Origin of the sequence: Mariniflexile sp. TRM1-10, assembly GCF_003425985.1 — a bacterium.
Taxonomy (GTDB): domain Bacteria; phylum Bacteroidota; class Bacteroidia; order Flavobacteriales; family Flavobacteriaceae; genus Mariniflexile.
Genome location: NZ_CP022985.1, coordinates 3,592,011 through 3,605,600 on the forward strand (window position 1 = coordinate 3,592,011; position 13,590 = coordinate 3,605,600).

A 13,590-nucleotide genomic window follows, 5' to 3' on the forward strand; every position below is an offset into this window, starting at 1 on the left:
TTACGTCATTACTACGTCATATAACGTTTTCTGTTTGCATTTTACTCACTTTATTATTAAATTAACATACTTCAATTAAAGGTATTTAAGCCTTTCCGCCTTCAATGGCGTATTTAAAGTGTAAACACTTTTGCTTCAAAAAAATTAATAGGTTTTATCTTGTACCTAACTAAAATATTAAACTAAAACTATATGAAAGCAAAAATTATTTTATTATTATTTTTTCTATTTTCAGTCAGTGGCTTCGCTCAAGATCTAACTGTTTCGGGTGTCGTTACAAGTTCTGAAGATAATATGCCAGTGCCTGGTGTTAATGTCATTGTTAAGGGAACAACTAGAGGCGTTAGTACCGATTTTGATGGTAACTATACTATAGAAGTTAAAACTGGTGAAGTTCTTGAGTTTAGCGCTGTTGGGCTTAAAACGGTTGCTATTACCATATCAAACCAAACTACAGTTAATGTAATAATGGAAACAGACATTGCTTCACTAGATGAGGTGGTGGTGGTTGGGTATGGTACTCAGAAAAAAGCCGATTTAACAGGATCTATAACAACCATCAAGTCCGAAGATATTACTAGAACACCTTCTGGTGCTGCGATGCAATCTCTTCAAGGTAAAGTAGCAGGTTTACAAGTGGTTAGTAGTGGTGCCCCTGGTACAGCGCCTACGATTCGAGTGCGAGGTATTGGGTCTTATACAGGAGATGGAGCTTCCGATCCGCTCTATGTGGTAGATGGTATCTTTTACGATGATATTAATTTTTTAAATAGCGAAGACATTGAAACTATTTCGATACTTAAAGATGCATCGGCATCTGCTATTTATGGAGTAAGGGCTGCAAACGGTGTGGTACTTATTCAAACAAAATCGGGAAAAGCGAACCAGCTACCTCAAATAACCTATAGTGGTTATCAAGGTGTTCAGGTTGCCCAAAATGTGGTCAAATTGTCGAATTCTGAACAGTTTTCCACTTTAGCTAGAGAATCTGGCTCTGCTGCAGAAGCTAGTTTTATAGAAAACGCTATGCAACGCTATGGGCGTAGTAGAATTAACCCTAATATACCTAATGTGAATACAGATTGGTATGATTTAATATTACGCCATGCGACTATACAAAACCATAGTTTGGGTATTACAGGGGGTACTAGTGGCACTACCTATTCACTCGGGCTAAGTCAATTTGAACAGGAAGGTATTCTTAGAATGAAAAATGACTACGAGCGTTTTAATGTTAGATCTAAACTGGATGTTGAAATAAGCGACAGGTTGGAGGTAGGAGTTTCTACGCTCTTTAGTAATGCTACTAGATATCGCCCAGAAGAAGGGGCTTTTAGTTCGGCATATTTTGCGGTGCCAATAATGCCTGTATTAGACCCGTCTAAAACAGATGCTTTTCCTAAACCGTATGCTAATGCGCAAGATTTAGGGTATAGAGGTCCTCAAAACCCATTTCCTTTAATGGATAATACCGAAAATAGGAATAAAATACGAAATACCTTATTGAGTTTTAATTTGCAATATCAAGTAATCCCTGATAAATTAACTTTTAAAACATCATATTCCCATAATTTTGAAACCCTCGAAACTAGAGAGGTAAGGCTTCCTTATTTTTATGGTATTGGAAATGCTTTTAGAGAAAATGCGGAGCTCATCAAAAGAAATGAAACGTTTTCTGAGCAAACATGGGACAATACTTTAACATATAATGATGATTTTGGAAAGCATAATTTAACCTTGTTGGCAGGTTCATCCTTTAGAGATAGGTCTTTCGAACAACTGGAGGCCAAAGGTTTGAATTTTCCGAATGGTACTGGAATAGGTGATGAATCTTATTTTTTAGATTTGGCAAAAACTATTGATTTGGATGGCGTTGGAGATGACGGGGAGAGACAATATTTTTTCTCTTATTTTGGACGTGTCGCTTATAATTTTGATGACAAATATTTACTTTATGGTACGTTCCGTGCAGATGGAACTAGCAAATATCAAGAAAAATGGGGTTATTTCCCAACTATTGGAGCTGGTTGGGTAATTTCAAGCGAACCGTTTATGGAAAATAACGGTGTTTTCGATTTCTTGAAAATAAGAGCTAGTTGGGGAGAATTAGGAAATGCCAACGTAAATTCAAGCACTGGTGGCATAACTTCAACTGAGGTTGACGCTGCTTTTGGCGATGTTCGTTATCCAGGGTTAGTTACCAGCAGTGATTTTGAAGCTTTAAAGTGGGAGGTTACTGCTGAGACAAACGTGGGAATCACTGCAAAACTATTCGATAATAGTTTATCTGTCGAGTCTGACTACTTTAGTAGAGAAACCAGGGATGCCATAATTCCGGTATCAAGACTTTTAGTGCCTGGCGAAACCAGACAGAATATTGGGAGAATTAAAAACTCTGGTTTTGAAATTGCTCTCGATTGGAATAAAAGAGTGTCTGAAAATTTTAGCTACAATATAGGCGCAAATTTTTCAACCTTAAAAAATGAAATTTTAGATTTAGCTGGACAAGAAAATTTAACATCTGGAGGAGATACCGCACAACGATCTGTAGTAGGGGGCGCTATAAATTCTTTCTTTGGACTTGAGGTTGCTGGTATATATCAAACACCTGAAGAAATTCAAGCAGATCCAGCAGCTCAAACAGCCATAGCTAATGGATTGGTTGTGGAACCAGGTGATTTCAGGTTTGTTGACCACAATGGCGATACGATGATAGATGCACAAGACAGAGTTGATTTAGGATCATATTTACCATCGTACTACTTTGGTTTTAACTTGGGTCTTAACTATAAAGCCTTCGATTTTTCTTTAAATGTTATTGGGCAAGGAGGCAATGTCATAGCAAACATAAAACGTTTTTCAATTAGACAAACACCAGACCCTAATATAGACAGGGATTTTGCCATCAATAGATGGAATGGTCCTGACACTTCCAATAGCTATCCATCGGCCAGAGGTATAAGAAACCCTTGGAGCAATCAATTTCTTAATAGCTTTTTTGTTGAAAAAGGAGATTTTGTTCGATTGCAAAATGTTACGTTGGGGTACACGTTGCCACAGTTAAAAGGAAAATTCGATCCTAAAATAAGATTATATATAACTGCTGAGAGACCATTAACAATATTTAAATACAATGGATTTACTCCAGAAGTTGCAGATGGTAGAGATAATCAAACATATCCTATTCCTGGGGTATATACTTTAGGTGTGAACATTAAAATTTAAAAAAATAGCTATGATACATATTAAAACAAACAAATTGCATATGCTTTTAATCTTGTTGGTTGTTATGCTTACAGGATGCTCGAACGAGTTGGATCAACCCGAGCTTAATAATAACTTTGCTGGGGGTACAGATTTTTCAAAGACTGATGATATGATTTTTTTACTTATTGGTGTTTATCAATCAGTTGCAGATAGAGGTTGGGAGCAACCATTGGTGGTTTCTACCAGAGGCGATGATGTTAATGCCGCAGGAGATCAGCAAGGGCTTAAAAATCAAGATCGCTATGTATACGACAACTCCTTTTTTGGTTCAAGAACTTTGTGGGAAACATATTATGGCGATATTATTCGTGCACACACCGGCATGGAGCAAATTGGTAGATATATGGAGTTGGCAGATGAAGATGGGGTGGCTTTAGGGAATCAGTATATTGCTGAAGCAAAAGTGCTAAGGGCTATACTGCTTTTTCAACTGTCACAAGTTTATGGTGCAGTCTTTATTCCAGAATCTTCAAATCTTAGTGATTTTGCCAATGTAACTTCTGTGCCTTCAAAAGATGAGGTGATGCAGCATATTTCTGATCAGATGGATGAAGCCATTCCATTTCTTTTGGATATGCGACCAAATGAACGTACCGATTTGCCTGGGGCAGCCACTAAATATACTGCTTTGCATATTAAGGCCTTAGCGAATCAGGAGCTGAAAAACTATCAGGCGGTAGCAGATGCAGCGGGACAAATTATAAGTTCAGGGAAATTTAGCTTAATGGATGATTATTACGAATTATTTAAAACACCCGGAAAATTAAGCAATGAAAACCTCTTCGAATTTCAGTATTCCGATTTTGGAGTTGGACAAGGTGATAGGGTAAGCCATCTTTATAATCCTTATGGGCCAAATGGTTGGACGCCTGCAGTAGCTGGTGCTGGAGCAGGATGGGGCTTTTTTGAGCCTAGTATGAAGTATGTTAAATTTATGTTGGACCGAGGAGAAAATAAACGCTTGGAAACTACTGTATTATTTACCCAACAAGGTATTGACAGTATCATTGCGACTACCAGTTATACGGCAGGTACATTGCCATCTTTTGTTTCCCCAACCACTAGAGATGGCGATTTTTTAAAAGATAATGCAAGAGCTATATTTTGTAGCGGGAAGCATTATTTACCAAGTAACCAGTTGATTCCTGGTCGTACTGCGTATGGAAGTAATAAAAACTATATTGTTTATCGTTATGCAGAAACGCTTTTAATTTATGCGGAAGCATTATTGCAAGGGGCTTCAAATTCTGCTATGACAGCCGATCAAGCAGTAAATCTTGTTAGGGCAAGAGCCGATCTTACGCCAATAAGTGGAGTGACTTTAGATCAGCTTGTTGATGAAAAATATGCTGAACTAGCAATGGAATGGGGTAAACGATTTTTCGACATGGTAAGGCTAGAAAGATATGGAGAACTGAGTTATGAAGGTAGGACTTTCACTAAGGATAAAGCTTTTGTAACCTATCATCAAGATCAAATTGATGAATTCCCTATTTTGGCTGATGTACCTAGATAATAACTATAATAAATAAAAAAATGAAAACATTTAAAAAATATTTTATTGGGGTTCTTATATTGCTTTTTGCGTTTTCTGCATGTGACAATGGGATTGACCCAATAACAGCAGTAGATCCAGGTGCTGATGCCACTGCACCAGTAGTAACCATTAAAGCACCATTAAATGGTGCTAAGTTCAAGGTAAACGATCCTTTAATTTCTGTTAATATTGAGTTTGAAGTAACCGATGATATTGAAGTAGGTTCTATTTCGGTATTTATGGATGGTTCACAAATAGCTACTTTTACTAATTTTATAGACTACCGTCGTGTATTGGAATCTTTAACAGCCAATAATATTGCTACGGGAGTTCACGAGCTAAAAATAACCGCTATAGATCTTGATGGTAAATCAACTACTTCAACTGTTAGTTTCGAAAAAGAACCACCGTATATACCATTGTTTGCAAATGAGATTTTATATATGGCTTTTGATAATGATTATACCGAATTAATTAGTGTTGTTCCTGCAACAAAAGTAGGTTCACCTGGTTTTGCCGGAACTGCAGTTGTAGGTACAAACGCTTACAAAGGAGCCACCGATGCTTATTTAACATTTCCAACAGTAGGATTAAATTTAGGGTCGGAATTATCAGCATCATTTTGGTATAAGGTTAACGCCTCTCCAGATAGGGCTGGTATTTTAGTTATAGGACCACCTGATGATGGAAAAGCTGCAGATATGCAAAATAATAGAAAAAACGGTTTCCGTTTCTTTAGGGAAAATGCTGGAGGTAATCAAAGATTTAAATTGAATGTTGGTAACGGTACAGCTGATACTTGGGTTGATGGTGGTACGGCTGCCGATGTAGCTCCTGGTGCAGATTGGGTACATATGGCATTTACAATTTCTGCAACAACAGCCAGAGTTTATATTGGAGGTCAGTTAGTAAAAGAAAGTACCTTTACAGGTATCGATTGGACAGGGTGTGATGTGTTATCCATTATGTCAGGTTACCCTAGGTTTACAGAATGGGGACATAAGTCCGATAATAGCTTTATGGATGATTTACGTTTGTTTAGTAAAGCACTAACGGAATCTGAAATTCAAAATATCATAGAAGTTACAAATCCTTATGTACCTACAACTGGAGAAACCTTATATATGCCTTTTAATGGTAATTATAATAACTTATTGAATGGCGCTTCGGCAAATGAAGTAGGTACTCCAGGTTTTTCGGATGATAGTTTTGCTGGTAGTAAAGCATTTCAATCTGCTACAGATTCCTATTTAGAAATGCCAATTGATGGCCTTTTTGGTACAGAAGAGTTTACTGCTGCTTTCTGGTATAAAGTCAATTCAACTCCCGATAGATCGGGAATATTAGTTGTTGGTACGCCAGATATTGCTGAAAACCGCAATCAAGGCTTTAGAATTTTTAGAGAAGGTAATGCTACAGAACAACGTATCAAATTAAACCTTGGTATTAATAGTGGTGAAAGTTGGAACGATGGTGGCGTTATTGATGTTACAGCTGGTGAATGGGTTCATATAGCCGTTACCGTATCGGCAACTGAAAGCAATATTTATTTTAATGGAGAACCTTCATTGACATCAACATTTGGATCCACAGTGGATTGGACTGGTTGTGATAATTTAACCATTGGTGCTGGTGGTCCAACATTTAGTTATTGGGGTCATTTATCAGATTTAAGCATCATTGATGAACTAAGAATTTTTAACAGAGCATTGACTCAAGAGGAAATCCAAAGCTTACAATAATTGTATGCTATCTAAAAAATATTTGAATTAACCTATGTACTTTTTAGCTGCATTTATGTTGAGTAGATGCAGCTAAAATTTCAAAAACATTTATAATGAAATTTCTATCCAACAAAATCACTTACATTTTGTTAGCCAATATGTTGTTGTTTTTTAACTGCAATTCTGATAAAAAAAGCAAACAAATTACCAGTGAAACACCACAAGCAAAAGAATTGACAGATGACCAACTTTTGGATTCCATTCAAAAGCAAACCTTCAATTATTTTTGGGAAGGTGCCGAACCTAATTCAGGCATGGCAAGAGAACGCTTGCATTTAGATAATGTCTATCCTCAAAATGATCAATATGTGGTCACAACAGGCGGAACTGGTTTTGGTTTGATGGCCATTTTGGTAGGTGTAGAACGAGAATTTATCACCCGTGAACAAGCGTTAGAACGTTTTGAACGCATTGTCAATTTCTTAGAAAAAGCTGATAGATTTCATGGTGTTTGGTCACATTGGATTGATGGAAAAACAGGTAAGGTGAAACCTTTTAGCAAGAAGGATACTGGTGGCGACTTGGTTGAAACCGCTTTTTTAGTCCAAGGCCTATTGACAGTAGGTGAATATTATAAAAATGGCAATGACAGAGAACAACAATTGGTAGCTAAAATAGACCAACTATGGCGTGAGGTAGAGTGGAACTGGCACACCAAAAATGGTGAAGACGTTTTATACTGGCATTGGTCACCAACAGATGGTTGGGATATGAACTTCCCGGTTGGTGGTTATAATGAATGTTTAATTATGTATGTTCTTGCGGCAGCTTCTCCAACGTATCCAATTGAAAAATCGGTCTATGACAAAGGTTGGGCAAAAAGTGGCGCCATTGTTTCTAAGGATTCGCTTTATGGTGAAGCATTGGTATTAAATTATTATGAACATGATGATGCAGCAATAGGCCCCTTATTTTGGGCGCATTATTCGTATTTAGGATTAAACCCTAACGGATTAAAAGATCAATATGCGGATTATTGGAAACTCACCCAAAACCATGCGAAAATTCATTACAAATATGCTGTTGATAACCCTGAAAACTACAAAGGTTATGGCGATAGTTTATGGGGATTAACCTCAAGTTATTCCATTAAAGGGTATGTTGGTCACAGACCTGGTAATGACCATGGTGTGATTTCACCAACAGCAGCCTTGTCGTCCTTCCCATACACCCCAAAAGAAAGTATGCAGATGCTTAAAAAAATGTATAAAGACCACGATACCTTAATTGGCAAGTACGGTCCTTACGATGCGTTTAGTTTACAAGATAATTGGTTTTTACCAAGATATTTAGCTATAGATCAAGGGCCTATTCCTGTCATGATTGAAAACTACCGCTCAGGTTTGTTGTGGAACTTATTCATGAAAAATCAAGATGTTCAAAATGGTTTGGAAAAATTAGGGTTTACAATTGAAACAGTTAATTAAAAAGGAATTCATGTCAAAATTATATTACACCATATGTCTTGTATTTGTTCTAATTTCGTGTAGTTCAGATAAGGGACCTGGATACCAAGAACCTTATGTTCCAGAACCTAATGAACCCACAATTGATCCATTAACTGATACAGAAATGATGGATTTGACACAAAGGGAAACCTTTAAATATTTCTGGGATTTTGCCAATACAAATTCTGGTGCAGCAAAAGAACGCTACCATCCTAAAAATCCAAATTTAAATCAGAATGTGGTAACTACAGGAGGAACAGGATTTGGTTTAATGGCCATATTGGTAGGCATTGAAAGAGGATATGTAACTAGAGAAGAAGGTGTAGCACGTTTAAATAAAATTTTAGTTTTTTTAGAGAATGCCAATCGTTTTCATGGTGCATGGTCACATTGGGTTGATGGTGGTAGCGGTAATGTGATTCCCTTTAGTACAAAAGACAATGGCGGTGACTTGGTTGAAACGGCCTTTTTATCACAAGGCCTTATTTGCGTTAAGGAATATTTGAAGAATGGTAACGATAGCGAAAAAGCTTTAGCAAACAAAGCCGATGCATTATGGAAAGGTGTTGAATGGAACTGGTACACCCAAAACCAAAACGCGTTGTTCTGGCATTGGAGTCCTGATTATGGCTTTGAAATCAATCTTAAATTAAGAGGTTATAACGAAACCATGATTGCCTATGTTTTAGCAGCAGCATCACCTGATTATTCCATATCAAAAGCAGTTTACGAAGAAGGATGGGCAAATAATGGTGCTATTGTATCTTCGGCTTCGCAATATGGTTTTCCATTAGTGTTAAAGCATGCTGGAGGATCAAATTTTGGAGGGCCGCTGTTTTTTAGCCATTATTCGTTTTTAGGCTTGAATCCTAAGAATTTAACCGATCAGTATGGCAACTATTGGAATCTCGCGGTTAACCATACCAAAATAAACCGTCAATATTGTATTGCTAATCCTAAAGGCTATGTGGATTATGGAGAAGATTGCTGGGGATTGACCGCCAGTTATTCAAGAAACACAGATGGTTCTATAGGGTATTCGGCGCACAGCCCTTCAAATGATATTGGTGTTATATCGCCAACGGCAGCAATAAGCTCCATCCCGTATACACCTTCAGAATCCTTGAAAGTCATGCATTTTCTATATCAGAAAAAGGATAAATTATTAGGTGTTGCTGGTTTTTATGATGCTTTTAGCCCTCAAAACAACTATTGGGTTGCAGATGCCTATTTAGCAATAGACCAAGGGCCACAAATTATTATGATTGAAAACCATAGAACAGGATTGCTTTGGAATTTATTTATGCAAAATACCGATGTGAAAAACGGCTTAAATAAATTAGGGTTTAATTATTAAAATATGAAACACCAAAAAAAATCACATTGTCATACGAGGATGATTATTCAAGGTGTTCCATCTGACAATTAAAAATAATGAATATAACCAGATGAAATTATTAAAGTATATAGTTGCTTTCATCTTTTTCACTCATTTAACGAGTGGAGCTCAAGATAGTTTTGAGTTTGTTGTCGTGCCTGATACTCAAACCTATGTGGAGGAATTCCCAGAAGTGTATATGAAACAAATGGCATGGATAGCTAATGAAAGAAAACGTTTTGCCTTTATGTTGCATGTTGGTGACATTACTCAAAATAATTCTGATGTTGAATGGACTTTGGCACAAAAAGGAATATCTCTTTTAAACGGAAAGATCCCTTACATGTTGGCACTTGGTAATCATGACATGGGTAGTAAAGCAGGTGCTTTTGCTGATACCAGAAATACAGCATTGGCAAATAGGTATTTCCCATTAAATGACTATATAAAAAACTCAAATACCATAGCTGTTTTTCCTGAAAATACTATTGATAATAGCTGCTCTGAATTTAAACTTTTGAATGACAATTGGCTGGTATTTTCTTTGGAATTTGGTCCGCGTAACAAAACCATCGATTGGGTGGAATCTATCGTCAAGCAACATCCAAATCATAAAATCATCATCAATACCCATGCTTATTTGTTTCATGATAATACACATTTAGATGGAAATGATTGGTCGTTACCTCAAAATTATGGTGTTGGTAAATTAACTGGTGATGATGCGGTAAATGATGGTGGACAACTTTGGGGAAAACTCGTAAAAAAGCATAAAAACATACTGATGGTATTTACTGGTCACATCACTGGAAGTGGTGTTGGAACTTTGGTTAGTGAAGGTGAACATGGGAATAAAGTTCATCAAATGTTGGCAAATTATCAAAAAGGTGTGAAAACGGTGGAAAAAGGTGATTCCGGTTATTTGAGGATTATTAAAGTTGATAAAAAAGCAAAAACCATTTCCGTAAAAACCTATTCACCTTGGTTAAATCAATACAAAACAGAACCTGACCAAGAGTTTACTTTTGAAAACGTCACATTTTAAATAGATACTTATGAATCGAATTGGAAATTATATAAAATTGGTTGTTGGAATCATTCTTTTGATGTCCAATAGCGTAATTGCTCAACAAGAGTTGTATGAAGCTCAAGCATTTATAAACAATGTGGATACATTGAACTATCGCATCATGTATCCTAAAGATTTTTCTGAAGATAAACAGTATCCATTGGTATTGTTCCTTCATGGCGCTGGCGAACGAGGTAGCAATAATGCCTCACAATTAGTTCATGGCAGTAACTTATTTGCCAATGAAAAACATAGAGATAGTTTTCCTGCTATTGTCATTTTTCCGCAATGTCCGCAAGATGATTATTGGGCAAATGCCTCTGTTGACAGAACAACACGGCCTTTAACATTAAAGTTTCCTAGTGGTGGCGAACCTACTAAAGCATTGAGCTTGGTTATGAAATTAATGGATGATATGGTTGCAAAATCATTTGTAACTAATCAACAAGTGTATGTTGGTGGTTTGTCAATGGGTGGCATGGGTACTTTTGAAATGTTATATAGAAAACCCGATATGTTTGCAGCCGCTTTTGCTATTTGTGGTGGTGGAAATACTGAAGCCGCCGAAGCTTATGCTACGACTGTTGACCTTTGGATTTTTCATGGTGCTAAAGATGATGTGGTTGTTCCACAACTTTCTATTGATATGGTTTCTGCTATTTTAAAGTATGGTGGCACCCCTAATTTTACACTTTACGCGGATGACAATCACAACAGTTGGGATTCCACTTTTGCAGAACCGAAACTTTTACCTTGGCTCTTTTCAAAATCAAAAAACTAAAAAAAATGAGATACCTAACGAACATAAAATATGCTTTATGGGGCATTACCGCAATATTCATTATAGCATGCAATTCAAACCAAAATAAATCGAACACACTTTCGGGTGATCATCCATTTGAAGGAAAAGTAGATTCTATTTTAAGTTTAATGACCGTTGAAGAGAAAATAGGTCAGTTAAACCTACCATCATCAGGTGATATTACAACGGGACAAGCAAAAAGTTCCAATATTGCTAAAAAAATAGAAGAAGGCAAGGTTGGTGGCCTTTTCAATATAAAATCTGCAGCAAAAATTCGAGATGTTCAAAGAATTGCTGTCGAAAAAAGCCGATTAAAAATTCCGTTACTTTTTGGAATGGATGTCATACATGGTTATGAAACCACCTTTCCAATTCCGTTAGGTTTATCATGTTCTTGGGATATGGAAATGATTAAAAAAACGGCACAAATAGCTGCAAAAGAAGCTACTGCCGATGGGATTAACTGGACGTTTTCACCCATGGTTGATATTTCTAGAGATCCAAGATGGGGACGTGTTTCAGAAGGTTCTGGTGAAGACCCGTATCTAGGAAGTGAAATAGCAAAAGCCATGGTACAGGGTTATCAAGGTGACGATTTAACTAAAAACAACACCATGATAGCGTGTGTTAAACATTTTGCACTTTATGGTGCCCCAGAAGCAGGTAGGGACTACAACACGGTCGATATGAGTAAAATACGCATGTATAACGAGTATTTACCGCCATACAAAGCTGCTGTGGATGCTGGTGTTGGCTCCGTTATGGCCTCCTTTAATGAAATTGATGGGATTCCTGCAACTGGAAATAAGTGGTTACTGACCGATTTATTGAGAAACGATTGGGGTTTCAATGGTTTTGTGGTAACCGATTATACAGGAATTGAAGAGATGGAGTATCATGGCGTAGGTGACTTTCAACAAGTGTCTGCTCAAGCTTTAAAAGCAGGGATTGATATGGATATGGTATCCGATGGGTTTTTATCGACACTAAAAAAATCTTTGGATGAAGGTAAAATATCCATGAATGATATTGACGTGGCAGTAAAACGCATTTTAACCGCTAAGTTTGAGTTGGGTTTATTTGACGATCCCTACAAGTATTGTGATGAAACTAGGGCAAAAACGGAAGTTTACACAAAAGAACATAGGAATTTTGCCCGTAAGGTAGCGTCAGAATCTATGGTGCTTTTGAAAAATGATAACCAAATTTTACCATTAAAAAAGTCGGGAACGATTGCGCTTATTGGACCATTGGCAAATTCAAAGGAAAATATGCCCGGTACTTGGAGTGTTGCAACAAAGCTAGAAAAGGCTAGTGCGTTCCTAGATGGCATAAAATCCGTTGCAGGAGATCATGTTACTGTATTACATGCCAAAGGAAGTAACCTGGATTATGATTTGGAGTTTGAAAAGCGCGCCACCATGTTTGGAAGAACTATACCAAGGGATGGAAGAACCGACAAACAATTATTGGATGAAGCTTTGGCCATTGCTTCAAGATCGGATGTTATTGTAGCTGCATTGGGCGAATCTTCCGAAATGAGCGGCGAAAGCAGTAGTAGAACAAATTTACAAATCCCCCAAGTACAGAAAGAATTGTTAAACGCCTTGTTAAAAACAGGAAAACCAGTAGTTCTGGTTTTGTTTACGGGAAGACCTTTGGCCATTGTTGAAGAAAACAAAAATGTTCCGGCCATATTGAATGTTTGGTTTCCGGGTAGCGAAGCAGGTTTAGCTATTTCAGATGTGTTGTTTGGTGACGTCAACCCTTCAGGGAAGTTAACAGCCACGTTTCCAATGAATGTTGGTCAAGTACCAATTTTCTATAACCATAAAAACACAGGAAGGCCTTTAGGTAATACTGAAGGCAAGTTTGAAAAATTTAAATCAAATTATTTAGATGTCCGTAACGAACCCCTGTATCCATTTGGGTATGGATTGAGTTACACCACTTTTAAATACGATAACTTACAATTAGACACAACAAAAATAGATGCTAATGGAAGCGTGAACATTTCTGTTGAAGTTACAAATACAGGAAATTTTGATGGCAAGGAAGTCGTTCAATTGTATATCCGCGATGTAGTAGGTTCTGTAACCAGACCAGTAAAAGAATTAAAAGGCTTCCAGAAAGTAGAAATCAAAAAAGGAGAAACCAAAACCGTCACTTTTAAAATATCTGAAGAAGATTTAAAATTTTATAACTCCAATTTGGATTTCGTGGCAGAAGCAGGTGTTTTTCAAGTGTTTGTTGGTACAGATTCCAATGCAAGTTTATCATCTCAATTTGAATTGACTAAATAAGT

8 protein-coding genes are annotated in these 13,590 nt (G+C 37.0%); all 8 read left to right on the forward strand.

Annotation, left to right across the window (positions count from 1 at the left end; genetic code table 11):
- Positions 1-192: 192 nt before the first annotated feature.
- The 8 genes from CJ739_RS14980 (at position 193) to bglX (ending at position 13,588) form a co-directional block, all read left to right on the forward strand.
- The gene (locus CJ739_RS14980) at positions 193-3,225 is read left to right on the forward strand and encodes a SusC/RagA family TonB-linked outer membrane protein (protein WP_117176747.1); all 3,033 of its coding nucleotides are present in this window, start codon (positions 193-195) and stop codon (positions 3,223-3,225) included.
- A 10-nt stretch (positions 3,226-3,235) separates the two neighbouring features.
- Positions 3,236-4,783 carry a RagB/SusD family nutrient uptake outer membrane protein gene (locus CJ739_RS14985; protein ID WP_117176749.1) on the forward strand — a complete coding sequence of 516 codons (1,548 nt, stop codon included), beginning with the start codon at positions 3,236-3,238 and terminating at the stop codon, positions 4,781-4,783.
- A gap of 20 nt (positions 4,784-4,803) precedes the next feature.
- On the forward strand, positions 4,804-6,546 hold the full coding sequence (locus tag CJ739_RS14990; protein WP_117176751.1) for a LamG-like jellyroll fold domain-containing protein: 1,743 nt from the start codon (positions 4,804-4,806) through the stop codon (positions 6,544-6,546).
- A 95-nt stretch (positions 6,547-6,641) separates the two neighbouring features.
- The gene (locus CJ739_RS14995; RefSeq protein WP_117176753.1) at positions 6,642-8,015 is read left to right on the forward strand and encodes a glucoamylase family protein; all 1,374 of its coding nucleotides are present in this window, start codon (positions 6,642-6,644) and stop codon (positions 8,013-8,015) included.
- A 10-nt stretch (positions 8,016-8,025) separates the two neighbouring features.
- Complete coding sequence (locus CJ739_RS15000) at positions 8,026-9,393, forward strand: glucoamylase family protein (protein WP_117179027.1); 1,368 nt, start codon at positions 8,026-8,028, stop codon at positions 9,391-9,393.
- A gap of 91 nt (positions 9,394-9,484) precedes the next feature.
- Positions 9,485-10,459 carry a metallophosphoesterase gene (locus CJ739_RS15005; protein ID WP_117176755.1) on the forward strand — a complete coding sequence of 325 codons (975 nt, stop codon included), beginning with the start codon at positions 9,485-9,487 and terminating at the stop codon, positions 10,457-10,459.
- Between the two features lie 10 nt (positions 10,460-10,469).
- Positions 10,470-11,264 (forward strand): carboxylesterase family protein, encoded by a 795-nt coding sequence (locus CJ739_RS15010; protein WP_117176757.1) that lies wholly within the window; start codon positions 10,470-10,472, stop codon positions 11,262-11,264.
- 5 nt (positions 11,265-11,269) lie between these two features.
- On the forward strand, positions 11,270-13,588 hold the full coding sequence (gene bglX / locus CJ739_RS15015) for a beta-glucosidase BglX (protein ID WP_117179029.1): 2,319 nt from the start codon (positions 11,270-11,272) through the stop codon (positions 13,586-13,588).
- Positions 13,589-13,590: the final 2 nt, after the last annotated feature.